Origin of the sequence: Stenotrophomonas sp. S39, assembly GCF_016624665.1 — a bacterium.
In the GTDB taxonomy this organism is placed as follows: Bacteria; Pseudomonadota; Gammaproteobacteria; order Xanthomonadales; family Xanthomonadaceae; genus Stenotrophomonas.
Genome location: NZ_JACVTT010000044.1, coordinates 1 through 14,234 on the forward strand (window position 1 = coordinate 1; position 14,234 = coordinate 14,234).

The following is a 14,234-nucleotide window of genomic DNA, read 5'->3' on the forward strand; positions in this document are numbered from 1 at the left end:
GCACCCACCGGGATTGCGCAGTAGATCCACGCCATGCGTGGATGGAGGCCCTGTGTGGGGTCAGAGCCCTTTCCGTGGAAAGGGATCCGACCCCGGGCATGACAGTGCCGACCAACGGTCGGCACCCACCGTTCTGCAGGCGCTTTAGAACTTCCAGCGCAGGCTGGCCGCCACGAAGCGCGGTTCGCCGTAGTTGTTGTAGTCCAGGTTGGCCCAGTAGGTCTTGTCCAGCGCGTTGCGCACGCTCAGCGTCGCCGTCCAGTTGTCGCTGATGCGGTAGTTGGCGTTGAACTGCACCAGCGCGTACGCCGGCTGGTTCACCGTCACTGTGCCGCCCAGCGGATACGGGATGTTGTAGCCCTGCACCTTGCTCTGCCACTGCACGCCGGCACCCACGCTCAGGCGGTCCAGCGCGCCGGGCAGGCGCACCTGGGTGTTCAGCTGCAGCAGGTCTTCGGCCGGGTTGGCATACAGCAGGTCGGTGGTGGCGCGGGTCACCTTGACGTGGGTGTAGCCGGCGTTGACCGTCCAGCCCGGCAGGATCTCGCCGTTGACGTCCACTTCCCAGCCACGCGCCTTGGTGCCGTTCACGCCGATGTAGGCCGAGGTGCCATCGCTGAGCGAATTGTCCGGCACGCTCATGTCACGCACCGCGTAGTTGTCCTGCTTGGCTTCGAACACCGCGGCGTTGGCGGTCAGGCGGCCATCCAGCCACTGCGTCTTGATGCCCGCTTCGACGTTCGAACCCTGCACCGGGGCCAGCAGGTTCTCGTTCTTGTCCTTGAAATTCTGCGGGTTGAAGATCTCGGTGTAGCTGGCATACGCCGATACGTTCGGGGTGATGTCGTACACCAGGCCCACGTACGGGGTCACTTCATCGCTGACCTTGTAGGCGCCGCTGGTGCCGGTGTAGGCGCCGGTGGTGCTGTACGAACGGCTGCGCGTTTCCCAGCGGCTCAGGCGCGCGCCGGCAATCAGCGACAGCGGATCGGCCAGGCGCAGGCGGGTGGCCAGGTAGATGCCGCTCTGGGTGGTCTTGGCCACGCGGCGCCCACCGGTACGGGTGTAGGTCACCTCGGAAATGTCGCCATTCCAGTCGTACACGTTGGGGATGTAGTAGCAGCGATCGCCGCCGCAGCGTGCCCAGTCGGTGGGGAAGTTGAGCGTGGTGGTGTGGGTGGTGGCTTCCAGGTCCGACCACTGGGTGCCCAGGGTCACGTCGTGCTCGCGGCCGAACAGGTTGAAGGTGCCGGTCAGGTAGGCATCGACGTTGCGGCGGGTGTCTTCGGCATCGCCGGCGGCGGCGCGCAGGAAGATGCCCGAGCCGTCCACCGGGTTCGGGTTGCCGGTGCCGTACAGGCGCACGTTCTGCACGTTGCCGCGGGTGTAGGAGGTGTTGATCTTCAGCAGCCAGTCGTCACCGAAGCGCTGCTCCAGGTTGGCGAACACGGTGCTGGTTTCGCGCTGCCAGTAGCTCCACTTCGGCGACAGGTTGGTCGAGCGCGGCAGGTGGGCGAAATTGCCCTGGCTGTCGAAGAACGGCACGGTGCCCCAGGTCGAACCCACCGGGTTGTTGTCCTGGGTCTGGTAGCCGACGGTGACGGTGGTGCTGTCGGTCAGGTCGCCTTCCAGCACGGCCATGCCGGCCATCTTGTCTTCCTTGTAGCGGTCGTAATAGAAATCACGATCGGTATAGGCGGCGACCACGCGGCTGCGGAAGCGGCCGTCGGCGGTCAGCGGCGCGGTCACGTCGGCCTCCATGCGGCGGTAATCCCAGCTGCCGGCGCTGACCGAGAACGAGGCATCGAACTCCTTGCCCGGGCGCTTGCGCAGCAGGTTCACCGTGGCCGACGGCACGCCGGCGCCGCTGAGCAGGCCATTGGCACCGCGGATCACTTCCACGCGGTCGTAGAAGGCGGTGTCGTATTCCTGGTTGGTCGAGCCGCTGTAGGTCGGGATGCCGTCGACCTGGAAATCGGTGATGGCAAAACCACGCGCGTAGTACAGCGGGCGCTGGGTGTCATAGAAGGACACGCTGACGCCGGTGACGTTGCGCATCACGTCGTTGATGCTGAACAGCGATTCGTTCTGCAGGCGCTCCAGGCCGATCACCGTGGACGACTGCGGGGTTTCCTGCAGCGTGATCGGCAGGCGGGTAGTGCTCGACGGCGGCGCCGACTGCTCGGCGCGCACGCTCACCCGGTCCAGGGTCTTGGCGTCGGAGGCATCGGCACCTGCGTCGGCAGCCGAAGCGGCGGGCGCGGCCACGGCAAGGCAGGACAGCAGGGCGGCCGGCAGCAGTGCACGGCGGGGCAGGGAAGAACGGGCAGGCAGGGTCATGGAGAGCTCGAGGACGTGGGCGGGGGGAGGCAGCCGTCAACCAGCACCCGGGCGGCGGCATCGGGTGGGCTCAGATCCATCTGGGGGCATGCGGGCGTCGTGCGGGACGCAAATGTAAATCGTTCTTAACAACATTACAATTCGTGACACGGTGAATTGGTCTTTGCGCATCCAGAAGGGGGCAGCGCCCTGGGCCCACAAACGCGAACGGCCACCCGAAGGTGGCCGTCCGTGTCCTGCGTTGAACGTGCGGGCTTACAGCGCCTGCAGTTCCTCGTTGGCGTTGCGCTTTTCCGGCGCGGCCGGGGCAGTGGCCGGGGCCAGCGCCGGCGTCGCAGCGTTCTCCAGCGGCACCTCCAGGTAGGGCAGGTGCAGGCTCTGGCTGGTCAGCGTGCGGATCTCGTTGGTCAGCGCTGCGCTGTCGTTGAGCTTGCGGCCGTACGACGGCACGATCTCGCGCAGGCGGGTCTCCCAGCCGGCCTTCATCTGCTCCGGGAAGGCCTTGGCCATCAGGTCCAGCATGATCGGCGGCGAGGTCGAGGCACCCGGCGAAGCACCCAGCAGGGCGGCCAGGGTGTGGTCCTTGTCGGTCACGATCTCGGTGCCGAACTGCAGCACCGGGCCCTTCAGCGGGTCGCGCTTGATGATCTGCACGCGCTGGCCGGCGGTCACCAGCTTCCAGTCAGTGGGCTTGGCGTTGGGGAAGTACTTCACCAGTTCGGCCTGGCGGTCGGCATCGTCCAGGCGTGCCTGGCCCATCAGGTACTGCACCAGGTCCAGGTTGTCCTTGCCCACCGACAGCATCGGGCCGACGTTGTTGTGGTTGACCGACGAATACAGGTCCCACCACGAGCCGTGCTTGAGGAACTTGGTGCTGTACAGGGCGAACGGCCCGAACAGGATCACCGGCTTGCCGTCCAGCTTGCGCGCATCAAGGTGCGGCACCGACATCGGCGGCGAGCCGGTTTCGGCCATGCCGTAGGCCTTCACGTGGTGGCGCGAGGTCACGTCCGCGCCCTGGAACGCCAGGAACTGGCCGCCCACCGGGAAGCCGGCGTAATCCTTCGATTCGGGAATGCCGGACATCTGCAGCAGCTTCAGCGCGGCGCCACCGGCACCGATGAACACGAAGCGCGCATGGGTGGTGGTCTCGGTGCCGGCCTTGAGGTCCTTCACCGTCACGTTCCAGCTCTTGTCGGCGTTCTGCCGCAGGGCGCGCACTTCATGGTTGAGGTGCAGGCCGAAGTTCGGGCTGCGCTGCAGGCCGGCGGTCAGCTGGCGGGTGATCACGCCGAAGTTGACGTCGGTACCCAGCGGCATCCAGGTCGCAGCGACCTTCTGCTTCGGGTCGCGGCCTTCCATCAGCAGCGGTGCCCACTGCTTGATCTGTGCCGGGTCCTCCGAGTACTGCATGCCGTAGAACAGCGGGTTCTTCACCAGCGCCTGCTGGCGCTTGTGCAGGTAGGCGATGTTGTCATCGCCCCAGACGAAGCTCATGTGCGGGGTCGGGTTGATGAAGTCGCTGGGCTGGCTCAGCCGGCCTTCCTTCACCTGGTGCGACCAGAACTGGCGCGAGACCTCGAACGATTCGGCGATGCCGACCGCGCGCTTGGTCTCGATGCTGCCGTCGGGCAGTTCCGGGGTGTAGTTCAGTTCGGCGAATGCCGAGTGGCCGGTGCCGGCGTTGTTCCAGCCGTCCGAGCTTTCGCCGGCGACCGTGTCCAGCCGCTCGTAGACCTGGATGTTCCAGTCCGGCTGCAGTTCCTGCAGGTAGGTGGCCAGGGTGACGCTCATGATGCCGGCGCCGACCAGGACGACGTCGACCGGCTTGTCGTTGCTGGCGGCGGGCACCGAGCGCTGGGTCAGCGGCCAGTACAGGAACAGCGCGGCGGCCAGCATCAGCAGCACGAGCAGGGCGATAAGAGCCTTGCCAAATTTCTTCATGGGAATGACTTGGGCGTGGGGAAGGGGGCAGGATGCGCGCCGTGACGGCAAATGGCGTGAAGAAACAATGCCTTGCAGCACCCTGTCGGGATTTTAACCCTTTCTGGTCTTGTTTTGGTGCGATGCAGCATCCCGCTCATCGGGCCACCGCGTTACACTAGGCGGCTGATACCCCGCAACGACCGGCCACGGAGGGGCCGCGCACCGATGTCACGGATGCTGATCGTAGTTGGCGACGCCCTGCAGACGGGCGGTTCGGTCCTTTCAGGGTCGCCCCATACCGATATCGAAGGCCGCGCGGTTGCCCGCGTCGGGGACCGGGTGATCTGTGCCCGCCACGGGCCGGGTTCCATCGTCAGTGGCGATGCGAGCCTGGTGATCGACGGCCAGCCAGTGGCGCGCGATGGCGACAAGGCCAGTTGTGGCTGCGCCCTGGTGGCGGGCCAGCAGCAGCGTGCGCATGTCGTTGCCGGCGGCGGAGGTGGTGGTGGCAGCAGTTCCGCGCTGGGCACCCTGGCCAAGGTGGCAGGCATCGTGGCGCCGCTGCTGAAGACGTTGCCGTTGCAGACCCCGCCGTTCGCGCCTCCGGGTACGGCCGCGCCGGAAGCGCCGGTCGCACCGCAGTGCTGGGTGAAGGACCACGACGCATTGGTCGATCGCGATGTCGACGGTCGTTACTACGAAGCCTACGACATCAACGGCGACAAGCACGATTACCTGTTTCCGGTCAGCTACCGCATCGAGATTCCGCTGCAGGCGCAGGGGGACGTCGTGGTGTCGATCAAGGTGCAGCCGATGCCGCAGGCCGGTGTCACCGTTGCCGAGGTCGCCGCGACCAAGGCCCGCATGGAGCAGGGCATCGAGCAGTTCTGGAACGGACGTTTCACCTTGGACGTGCACGACCCCGAGTGTGGTACCCGCAGCTTCCCCATCCGCTACGAAGTGCGCTGGGTCCAGGGCGGCAGCGACTACAAGCTGGTCATCCACCGCAGTTATGACCGCGAGCAGGTCGAGTTCCCGGATATCGACGTTTCGGTATCGACCACACCGTGGACGTTTGCCCACGAATTCGCCCATACACTGGGTGTGCCGGATGAATACTCGTACAACGATCCGGACGAGGAAACCGTGCGCTACATCCAGCCCGATGGCACGTTTGATCCGGAAGTGCTGGTTGCGGTTCCCGATTCGCGCGCGCTGTCCGATCCGACAGCGACCATCATGAATGCAGTGGACTGTGCTGTGACCAAGCCGCGTCATGCCTGGAACATCGCGCGCGAGGTACGCGAGCTTCTCAGTCGCGAGATCGGCAGGGAGATAACATGTACCGTCAAGTGATTTCATTGATCGCCACTTTTGCCGCCGCCACCGCGCTGCCGGCCCACAGCAAGGAGCTCCCTCCCGTGATCGAACTTCATGCGCGCTGCGTGGACGATGCCCAGTGCCGTTTCCGGGGCGATACGCTCAATGTGGAACTGGAGCTGCGCAACGGCGGTAGCGAGTCTGTGACCCTGCCCCTGGAGTACATCCGCAGCCGCGGCCCCTCGGTCAAGGTGAAGGACAACCATTCGGGGAAGGTCACTGCGCTGCGCTCAGGCATGGCCGCCGCCGCGCTGCGGGACCAGATGCAGGAGCTGCGTGCGGGCCAGTCCCTGCGCATCGGCTTCCCGATCAAGCCGCAGGAGCTGACACGCTTTGCCCTGCGCCCGATGGACGTGACCCTGCAGTTCTCGGTCAACCTGACGCCCGGTGCACAGGGCGCCGAGGCCCAGCTGGTCCAGGCGCAGTTGAAAGTGGTCGACGCCGACCCGGCCGGATGACTGCATGACCCGGCCATGCCGGTGCTGCACCATCGGACACGACGTGTAGCTGCGGGCCCGCGATACCGTCCAGGAGATCACATGCCCCGTCTCACGGTGTGGCTTGCCCTTGCCCTTGCCCTGGCTGCTACGCCTTTTGCCGCGTCCTGCCAGGAAGCGCCCCCGGGGATCGAACTCCACGCCAGCTGCATCGACAATGCGCCGTGTCACTTCCTTGGCGAGGACATCCGCGTGGAACTGGAGCTGCGCAATGTCGGCAGCGAGGACGTGCAGGTGCCGGCCGAGTTCTACCGCCGGCGGGGGCCCAGCGTGAAGCTGCTGGACCGCCAGTCCGGCAAGGAAACGTCGCTGGCCAGCAATCCGCCCGACGCGCGCCTGCTGAAGTCACTGCAGACACTGCGGCCGGGGCAGTCCTTCCGGTTCCCCTGGCGCATCCTGCCGACGGAGATCAGCCGCTTCGCACCGCGCCCGATCGACGTATCGGCAGTGTTCAGCGTCAACCTGACGCCGGGTGCGCGCGGTGGCCGGGCCCACATCGCCAGCAGCGAACTGCGCATCACCGACCCGGCGGGCAGCGCGCAGGCTTCGCTCATGGCGGTCCCGGGCGGCGCAACTGCCGGTGAGCCCGCTGGGAGTATCGTCCTCACCGCCCGTTGCATCGACAACCCGACCTGCCGTTTCACCGGCGAGGAGATCGTGGTCGAACTCGAACTTCGCAATGAAGGCCAGCAAAGCGTGCAGCTGCCAATCAGCTACCTGCACCGCATGGGGCCGCGAGCGCAGGTGACGGACAACCAGTCCGGCGCGTCGACCTGGCTGCGCACGCCACGCCCGGATCGTTCCCTTGTCCACGCACTGGTGCCGCTCGCGCCGGGTGAGTCGATCCGGATGACCCGGTCGATCATGCCGCACGTTCTGCAGGCATTCGCGCAGCACCCGGTCGATGCAAGCGTGGAGTTCTCGCTCAATCTCGCGCCACAGAATCCGCGCAAAGAAGGACACCACGTAAAGCGCCGGATCAGGATCACGCAGCAGCCCCAGCGATAGCGTCAGCCGGCCAGGCGTCAGCCCAGTGCAAGAATCTCGTCACCGGCCTCGTCCACCTCACCGGTCGGTCGCCAGCCCAGGTAGCGATAGAAACCGTGCGAGCGGGACCGTGGATCGGCCGAGCAGGCCAGGAACAGGCGCGAATGCCCGGCCGCATGGGCAAGCTCGACCACCTCCTGCAGCAGCCGTTTGCCGATGCCGCGGTTCTCGTAGTCCGGCAGCAGGGCCAATACCAGCACTTCGCCACTGTCACAGTCGGCGAAGCCGTAGCCGACCACGGTACCGTTGTCTTCGGCGATGCGGCCGATGAAGTCACCCACGGCAATGCCCGCGGCCCAGCTGTCCACGGTGATGCCCAGTTCGGCCAGCTGCGCGGCGCTGAAGGCGTTCTCGCGGGTGCGCCCGCGCAGGTCGATGCAGGCGGCGGCATCATCGGGTCGTGCAGGGCGGTAGTGGATCGGCATCCGTGCTCCTTAGGTGGCGCCGGGCGATGCCGGGCGCGGGTGTTCAATCACTGCCAATGGTGAAGTATTCCGCGGCGAAATAGCCAATCTGGTAGGCCAGTGCCACCCCGGCCAGCACCATCTGTGCGCGCGCCGTGCGCAGGTTCCAGCCCAGCACGCAGACCACCAGCATCAGCGCCGTGTGCAACGGATAGGCCTCGCCCAGCAGCCGCCAGCGACTCTGCCCCTTGATCGCGGTATCCACCAGGTCCAGCAGGGTCAGCGTGGCGATCACGCTGAAGATCCAGCGCCGGCGGTGCATGAGGTACGTGCCGTAGCTGCCGTATTCGCGCAGGTCATCGGGAAACAGCAGGGCGCACAGCAGGAACCAGGTGGCGCTGTAGCCGATCACGAACAGATAGGTCTCGAACGTCCAGCGGTGCACCTCGATCAGGCGGAATTCCCACCACCAGAAGGTGACCAGCGAAACCAGCGTCCACGCGACCCAGCACAGGTGCAGGGCAGAGCAGCCACGCCGCTGCGGGTGCTCGATGATCTGCGCCAGGCCCTTCAGCAGCGTGGTGATCGACAGGCCCAGGATGATGCCCATCACCACGCGGATATGCAGGAATACCGGTTCGGTCTGCATCGCCCAGCTCCCTCGTCGGTTGCGGTGATGCTGGCACAGAAACGGGTCTCACGGGATCCGACCCCTCACCGCCTGCGCCGGACCAGCGTGCTCGATGCCTCCAGCACCGCCTGGGTCAGCAGGGCCATCGTCTGCACATCGCCCTTCCAGTGCTGCCAGTACAGCGGCACGTCCTCCCACGCGCGCTGCCGCACATAGACCAGGCGCCCGGCATCGAGGTGGCGCTTGACCAGCGGCAGCGGGTTCATCGTCCAGCCCAGCCCGCCCAGGTTGGCCTGCACGAAGGCCCGGGTGGACGGAATCCACCACGTCGGCGCCGTGCTGGGCAGCTCATCGCCAGCCATCCGGCGGGCGAAGCGCGACTGCATGTCGTCCTTGCGGTTGAACACCAGCACCGGGGCCTGCGCCAGCGCCTGCGCGGTCACGCCCTTGGCGAAATGGCGCTCGCGGAACTCCGGGGTGCAGGTGGCCGCATAGCGGATGCTGCCCAGCGCATGGATCTGGCAGCCCTGCACCGGCTCGTCCAGCGTGGTCACCGCGCCCAGCACCGTGCCTTGGCGTAGCAGCTCCACCGTGTGGTCCTGGTCCTCCACGCGCAGGTCGAGGGTGGTGCCGGTGCGCTGCGCGAACTGCTGCGCGGCCTGCGGGAACCAGGTTTCCAGACTGTCGTGGTTCACCGCCACCGGGATGCTGGCCTGCGGCAGGTCCTCGTCGGCCAGGCCCATGCGGTGCAGGGCGTCGTGCTCCAGCAGCGCGGTCTGTTCAGCCAGCTGCACCAACACCTGGCCCTCGGCGGTGGCGGTGGCCGGCGTGCCACGCTTCACCAGCAGGCGGCCGATCCGGTCCTCCAGCGCTTTCACCCGCTGCGAGATGGCCGAGGGGGTGACATTGAGCGACTGCGCGGCGCGGTCGAAGCTGCCTTCGCGGATGACCGCGGCCAGGGCCCGCAGCTGGGCATGGTCGATGCGCATCGAATTAAGCTCCGCTAATGTTGGTTTAGTAAGTTTAGCTCGTCTTTTAAATGGTGCGGCGCGACAATGGCGCCCGTACCGGTGCTGTCCGCCTCCGCGAGGCACCGTCCCCCCAGCAAGACAAGGCAGTGAATCCCATGTTCTCGGTCATCTCCGCCAGCACCGGCCTCGGTGCCTGGTTCTCTGGTGCAGCTACCGGCGTCGGCCTGTTCGCCGTGGTCGGTGCCCAGAGCGCCTTCATCCTGCGCCAGGGCATCCTGCGCAAGCACATCGTGCCGGTGGTCGCCACCTGTGCGGCCATCGATGCGATCTTCATCTTCGCCAGCGTAGCCGGCCTGCGCACGCTCACCTCGGCGCTGCCGTGGCTGACCAGTGCCGTGCTGTGGACCGGTGTGGCCTTCCTGGCCTGGTATGCGGTCAAGTCCGCGCGCCGTGCCTTCGCCGGTGGTGGTGGCATGGGCGAGGCTGACAGTGACGACGGCAGCCGCCGCGCGGTGCTGCTGGCCGCGGTCGGCTTCTCGCTCATCAACCCGCATTTCTGGCTGGACATGATGGTGATCGGCTCGATTGCCGAGAACTTCGGCAATGCGCGAATGGCGTTCGCCGCCGGCGTGGTCACCGCCAGCTGCCTGTGGCTGACCGCACAGGGCCTGGGTGCCCGCCTGCTGGCACCGCTGTTCACCAAGCCCAGCACCTGGCGCGTGCTCGACGGCACCATCGCCGTCATCCTCAGCATCCTGGCCCTCACCCTGGCGGTGCGCGGGGTCCACTGACCCCGGCGCAGGCCATCCCGAACCCCACGTCCTTACTCTCTCCAAGGTAGTGGCAGCGACGGCACCGGCAACGGTGCCGCCGTTTTTTCTGCCGTTGCTGCACCGCCACTGGCGGCGATGGCCGCCGCCTGCCTAGAATCGCGGAGGCTGGACAGGGTGTCCGGCAGCAACAGGGGGAAGGATGCGCAGGATGATGAGTGCCGCGCTGTTGTGCGCGGTGGCCGGTGGGGTATCGGCCGGTAGCGGCGGGGTGGACCTGGACCGGTACCTGAAGCAGGAATCGTTCACCGATGTAAAGCTGTCACCCGGGGGTGACTATCTGGCCGCGACGGTGCCGCTGGAGGATGCGACTGCGCTGGTGATCCTGCGTACCTCCGACCGCAAGCCGGCAGGCGTCTTCCGGCCCCAGGCGAAGAATCATGCCAACAGCTTCGACTGGGTGAGCAACGACCGCGTGCTGGTCGGCCTGGCCGAAAAATGGGGCGCGCTGGACCAGCCGCGGCCCACCGGCGAACTGTATGCGGTCAACGCCGATGGCAACCGCGGCGAGCTGCTGGTCGGCTACCGCGTGCAGGGCCGCGGCCTCGGTACGCGCATCCAGCCGAAGAAGGTCGAGGATGTCGCGGCCTTCCTCACCGACGACCTGCCCGGTGACGACCGCAACGTCCTCATCGCCGTGTGGCCGTTTTCCGATGAGCCCTATACCCGTGTCGAGCGGCTGGACGTACAGACCGGGCAGCGCGTGCGCGTCTCCGGCTCGCCCGTGAAGCGTGCCGACTTCAGCACCGATGCGCAGGGCAACGTACGCTTCGCCCACGGTGCCGCATCGGACAACATCAGCAAGCTCTATTACCGCGCCAGCAATGGCGCGCAGTGGGAGCTGATCAACGATGAAGGCCTGACCCACCGGGTCGATACCCCGATCGGTTTTTCCGCCGATGGCACGCTGGCCTACCTGCAGGTGCAGCAGCCGCAGGGCCCCGATGCGATCGTCAGCTGGAACCCGCAGACCCGAGAGCGCGTGCAGGTGCTGCGCGACGAGCAGTTCGATCCTTCCCGGGTGATCTACCAGCCCGGCACCCGTGTCCCGGTCGGTGCCCTGATCCTGGGCGACACCCCGCGCACCCGTTTCTTTGACGAGCAGGGCCCGGACGCGCGGCAGTACCGCAGCCTGGAAGCCGCCTTCGGTGGTCCGGTGTTCATCACGTCCAGCACCCGCGATGGCAGCAAGGTGGTGGTCCAGACGTGGTCGGGCAGCATTCCGGGCGAGTTCTACCTGTACGACACCAAGGCGAAGAACGCCGAGTTCCTCATCAGCCGCAGTGAGTGGATCGACCCCAAGGCTGCCGCCAGCGTGCGTCCGTTCTCGCTGAAGTCGCGCGACGGGCTCACCCTGCATGGCTTCCTGACCCTGCCGCACGGCAGTGACGGCCGCAACCTGCCGATGGTGGTGGTGCCACACGGCGGGCCGATCAACGTCTTCGACGACGGCAGCTACGATCCGGAAACGCAGCTGCTGGCGGATGCCGGCTATGCCGTGCTGCAGGTCAACTTCCGCGGCTCGGGCAACCAGGGGCGCGCGTTCAAGCAATTGGCGGCCGAGCAGTGGGGCAGGACCATGCAGGACGATGTGACCGACGCGACCCGCTGGGCCATCGCCGAAGGCATCGCCAACAAGGACCGCATCTGCATCTACGGTGCCAGCTACGGTGGCTATGCGGCGCTGATGGGCACCATCCGCGAGCCGGGGCTGTACCAGTGTGCGGCGGGCTACGTCGGCATCTACGACCTGCCGTTGCGCTTCACCAAGGGCGCGGCGCAGTCGGCCGACTGGAGCCTGACCTGGTTGCGCGACTGGATGGGTGATCCCAAGACCCTTGGCGCCTATTCGCCTACGACGCTGGCCGCGCAGGTGAAGGTGCCGGTGTTCCTGGCCGCCGGCGGCGAAGACCAGAACGCCCCCATCGAGCACACCAAGCGCATGGAGGCGGCACTGAAGAAGGTCGGTTCGCCGGTCGAGGCGCTGTACTACAGCACCGAAGGGCATGGCTTCTACCGCCCTGAGCACCGCCGCGAGTACTACACCCGCCTGCTGGCATTCCTGTCCAACAGCCTGGGTGGGGCCACTGCCAGTGCGGCCACGCCCAAGGGCAGCGGCAAGGCTCCGTAAGTCCAACCGCGCACGCCGCGCGTGCGCTTCAGCATGCCGGGCAGCCACGGCTGCCCGGCCAGGGGACACCATGAAACCTTCTTTCCTGCTGGCCGGGATGCTGGCGCTGTGCGGCGCGGGCCAGGCCCGTTCGGCCGAGCTCGCGCTGGACGACTACCTGCGCCGCGCCGAGTTCAATGACATCCAGTTCTCGCCCACCGGCGAGTACCTGGCGATGACCCTGCCGCTGGAAGATGCGACCGCGGTCGCCATCCTGCGCACCAGCACCATGGAACTGGTCGGCAACTTCCGGCCGCCGCGCAACAACCACGCCGACAGCGTCGACTGGGTCAGTGACAACCGCCTGCTGATCGGCCTGGCCGAGAAGTGGGGCGCGCTGGACGCGCCGCGGCCCACCGGCGAGCTGTATGCCATGGATGCCAACGGCAAGCGCGGTGACCTGCTGGTCGGCTATCGCGCACGCCCGGACGAGCCGGGCCTGGTCAGCGGCCGCAGGGTGGAGCCGGTGGCGGCCTTCCTCGCCGACCCGCTGCAGGGCGATGACCGCAACGTGCTGATCTCGCTGTGGCCGTTTGCCAATGACACCAGTGCACGGCTGGAACGGTTGGATGTGGTCACCGGCCGCCGCGTGCTGGTCTCGCGCTCGCCGGTGCAGCGGGCCACGTTCACCACCGACAACGCGGGCGTGCTGCGCTTCGCCCGTGGCGCTGGCGAAGACAACGTCAACAAGCTGTATTACCGCCAGGATGATGGCCGCTGGACGCTGCTCAACGACGAAGACAGCAGCTACCGCATTGAACGTCCGATCGGTTTTTCCGCCGACAACCAGCTGGCCTACCTGGTGGTGCAGCAGGCCAGCGGGCCCGATGTGGTGGTCAGCTGGAATCCGCAGACCAACGAGCGCCGCACTCTGCTGCAGGATGCAGCGGTCGATCCGACCTACATCATCCACCAGCCGGGCACACGGGTGCCGGTCGGTGTGCAGTTCGTGGGTGCGGCGCCGCGCAGCGCGTTCTTCGATGAGCAGTCGCCCACCGCGCGCATCCAGCGCATGCTGGAAAAAGCCTTCCCTGGCCACGTGGTCAGCCTGTTGTCGGCCACCCGTGACAATGCGCGCATCCTGGTCAAGGTCGACTCGGGACACAATCCCGGTGACTGGTTCCTGTTCAATACGGCCACCCGCGAAGCGGCGTTCCTGACCGCGCGCAACCGCTGGTTCGACCGCGACGGCGGTGCCAGCGTGCGTCCTGTCACCCTGGCCGCACGCGATGGCATGCCGTTGCACGGCTTCCTTACCGTGCCCCACGGCAGCGATGGCCGCGGGCTGCCGATGGTGGTGAAGCCGCATGGAGGCCCCATCGGCGAGTTCGACGACGGCAGCTTCGAGCGCGACAACCAGTTGCTGGCGGCGGCCGGCTATGCGGTGCTGCAGGTCAACTTCCGGGGCTCGGGCAATCATGGCCGCGCGCACACCCAGGCCGCCGCGAAGCAATGGGGCCGCGCCATGCAGGACGATGTCACCGATGCCACGCGCTGGGCCATCGCCGAAGGCATCGCCGATGCACGGCGCATCTGCATCTACGGCGCCAGCTACGGCGCGTACTCCGCGCTGATGGGGGTCGCCCGCGAGCCGGCGCTGTACCGCTGCGCGGCCGGCTATGTGGGCGTGTACGACCTGCCGCTGATGTTCAAGCGCGGCGATGTGCAGGACCGCACCTCGGGCGTGAACTACCTGCGCGACTGGCTGGGCGAGCCGGCAACGCTGGCGGAGGTTTCGCCGGTGAACCTGGCCGCCCGGATCAAGGTGCCGGTGCTGCTGGCGGCGGGGCGCGAAGACCAGCGTGCGCCGGTGCAGCACACCGAGCGCATGGAAGCGGCGTTGAAGCAGGCCGGGGTGCCGGTGGAAGCGGCCTACTACGCGCGCGAAGGGCACGGCCTGTATGGCGACGCCAACCGGCGCGACTACTACACCCGGCTGCTGGCGTTCCTCGCACGCAGCCTGGGGGGCGCCACCGCCGCAACAGCACCTGCAGCGGCGGACAAGGCCAAGGCGCCCTGAGCGGGCGCCGGTGCACGG

The 14,234-nt window shown here is 67.1% G+C and carries 11 protein-coding genes; 6 read left to right on the top strand and 5 right to left on the bottom strand.

Translation table 11 applies throughout. The features are described 5' to 3' along the window. Nucleotides 1-144: 144 nt before the first annotated feature. Together IAE41_RS12630 and mqo are read right to left on the bottom strand one after the other, a co-directional pair. The gene (locus tag IAE41_RS12630) at nucleotides 145-2,340 is read right to left on the bottom strand and encodes a TonB-dependent siderophore receptor (protein ID WP_200733359.1); all 2,196 of its coding nucleotides are present in this window, start codon (nucleotides 2,338-2,340) and stop codon (nucleotides 145-147) included. A gap of 255 nt (nucleotides 2,341-2,595) precedes the next feature. Beyond that, nucleotides 2,596-4,284 (bottom strand): malate dehydrogenase (quinone), encoded by a 1,689-nt coding sequence (gene mqo / locus IAE41_RS12635; protein WP_200733360.1) that lies wholly within the window; start codon nucleotides 4,282-4,284, stop codon nucleotides 2,596-2,598. A 216-nt stretch (nucleotides 4,285-4,500) separates the two neighbouring features. Between mqo and IAE41_RS12640 the strand changes: the two genes are divergently transcribed. From IAE41_RS12640 to IAE41_RS12650, 3 genes are all read left to right on the top strand, one after another. Beyond that, nucleotides 4,501-5,622, top strand: coding sequence for a PAAR domain-containing protein (locus tag IAE41_RS12640; protein WP_234458487.1), 1,122 nt, complete (start codon nucleotides 4,501-4,503; stop codon nucleotides 5,620-5,622). Beyond that, nucleotides 5,607-6,104, top strand: a complete 498-nt coding sequence (locus IAE41_RS12645; protein ID WP_152027045.1) for a hypothetical protein — start codon at nucleotides 5,607-5,609, stop codon at nucleotides 6,102-6,104. The genes IAE41_RS12640 and IAE41_RS12645 overlap by 16 nt, the downstream gene beginning before the upstream one ends. An 81-nt stretch (nucleotides 6,105-6,185) precedes the next feature. Beyond that, a complete protein-coding gene (locus tag IAE41_RS12650; protein WP_200733362.1) occupies nucleotides 6,186-7,151 on the top strand; it encodes a hypothetical protein in 966 nt (321 codons plus the stop codon). A gap of 17 nt (nucleotides 7,152-7,168) precedes the next feature. Here the strand turns inward: IAE41_RS12650 and IAE41_RS12655 are convergent, their stop codons facing one another. The 3 genes from IAE41_RS12655 to IAE41_RS12665 form a co-directional block, all read right to left on the bottom strand. Continuing rightward, complete coding sequence (locus tag IAE41_RS12655) at nucleotides 7,169-7,615, bottom strand: GNAT family N-acetyltransferase (protein ID WP_200733363.1); 447 nt, start codon at nucleotides 7,613-7,615, stop codon at nucleotides 7,169-7,171. A gap of 43 nt (nucleotides 7,616-7,658) precedes the next feature. Then, nucleotides 7,659-8,243 carry a hypothetical protein gene (locus IAE41_RS12660; RefSeq protein ID WP_200733364.1) on the bottom strand — a complete coding sequence of 195 codons (585 nt, stop codon included), beginning with the start codon at nucleotides 8,241-8,243 and terminating at the stop codon, nucleotides 7,659-7,661. Nucleotides 8,244-8,308: 65 nt separating this feature from the next. Next, on the bottom strand, nucleotides 8,309-9,214 hold the full coding sequence (locus IAE41_RS12665) for a LysR family transcriptional regulator ArgP (RefSeq protein WP_200733365.1): 906 nt from the start codon (nucleotides 9,212-9,214) through the stop codon (nucleotides 8,309-8,311). 137 nt (nucleotides 9,215-9,351) lie between these two features. Here IAE41_RS12665 and IAE41_RS12670 point away from each other — a divergent pair, with 137 nt between their 5' ends. The 3 genes from IAE41_RS12670 (at nucleotide 9,352) to IAE41_RS12680 (ending at nucleotide 14,216) form a co-directional block, all read left to right on the top strand. Beyond that, complete coding sequence (locus IAE41_RS12670; RefSeq protein WP_079221037.1) at nucleotides 9,352-9,987, top strand: LysE family transporter; 636 nt, start codon at nucleotides 9,352-9,354, stop codon at nucleotides 9,985-9,987. Nucleotides 9,988-10,168: 181 nt separating this feature from the next. Further along, nucleotides 10,169-12,157 (top strand): S9 family peptidase, encoded by a 1,989-nt coding sequence (locus tag IAE41_RS12675; RefSeq protein ID WP_200733366.1) that lies wholly within the window; start codon nucleotides 10,169-10,171, stop codon nucleotides 12,155-12,157. Between the two features lie 70 nt (nucleotides 12,158-12,227). After that, nucleotides 12,228-14,216 carry a prolyl oligopeptidase family serine peptidase gene (locus IAE41_RS12680; RefSeq protein ID WP_200733367.1) on the top strand — a complete coding sequence of 663 codons (1,989 nt, stop codon included), beginning with the start codon at nucleotides 12,228-12,230 and terminating at the stop codon, nucleotides 14,214-14,216. Nucleotides 14,217-14,234: the final 18 nt, after the last annotated feature.

What these genes read in the sequence shown, in the direction of transcription:
- IAE41_RS12630 (WP_200733359.1), bottom strand. Translation starts at nt 2,340, where the DNA reads ATGACCCTGCCTGCCCGTTCTTCCCTGCCCCGCCGTGCACTGCTGCCG.
- mqo (WP_200733360.1), bottom strand. Translation starts at nt 4,284, where the DNA reads ATGAAGAAATTTGGCAAGGCTCTTATCGCCCTGCTCGTGCTGCTGATG.
- IAE41_RS12640 (WP_234458487.1), top strand. Translation starts at nt 4,501, where the DNA reads ATGCTGATCGTAGTTGGCGACGCCCTGCAGACGGGCGGTTCGGTCCTT.
- IAE41_RS12645 (WP_152027045.1), top strand. Translation starts at nt 5,607, where the DNA reads ATGTACCGTCAAGTGATTTCATTGATCGCCACTTTTGCCGCCGCCACC.
- IAE41_RS12650 (WP_200733362.1), top strand. Translation starts at nt 6,186, where the DNA reads ATGCCCCGTCTCACGGTGTGGCTTGCCCTTGCCCTTGCCCTGGCTGCT.
- IAE41_RS12655 (WP_200733363.1), bottom strand. Translation starts at nt 7,615, where the DNA reads ATGCCGATCCACTACCGCCCTGCACGACCCGATGATGCCGCCGCCTGC.
- IAE41_RS12660 (WP_200733364.1), bottom strand. Translation starts at nt 8,243, where the DNA reads ATGCAGACCGAACCGGTATTCCTGCATATCCGCGTGGTGATGGGCATC.
- IAE41_RS12665 (WP_200733365.1), bottom strand. Translation starts at nt 9,214, where the DNA reads ATGCGCATCGACCATGCCCAGCTGCGGGCCCTGGCCGCGGTCATCCGC.
- IAE41_RS12670 (WP_079221037.1), top strand. Translation starts at nt 9,352, where the DNA reads ATGTTCTCGGTCATCTCCGCCAGCACCGGCCTCGGTGCCTGGTTCTCT.
- IAE41_RS12675 (WP_200733366.1), top strand. Translation starts at nt 10,169, where the DNA reads ATGCGCAGGATGATGAGTGCCGCGCTGTTGTGCGCGGTGGCCGGTGGG.
- IAE41_RS12680 (WP_200733367.1), top strand. Translation starts at nt 12,228, where the DNA reads ATGAAACCTTCTTTCCTGCTGGCCGGGATGCTGGCGCTGTGCGGCGCG.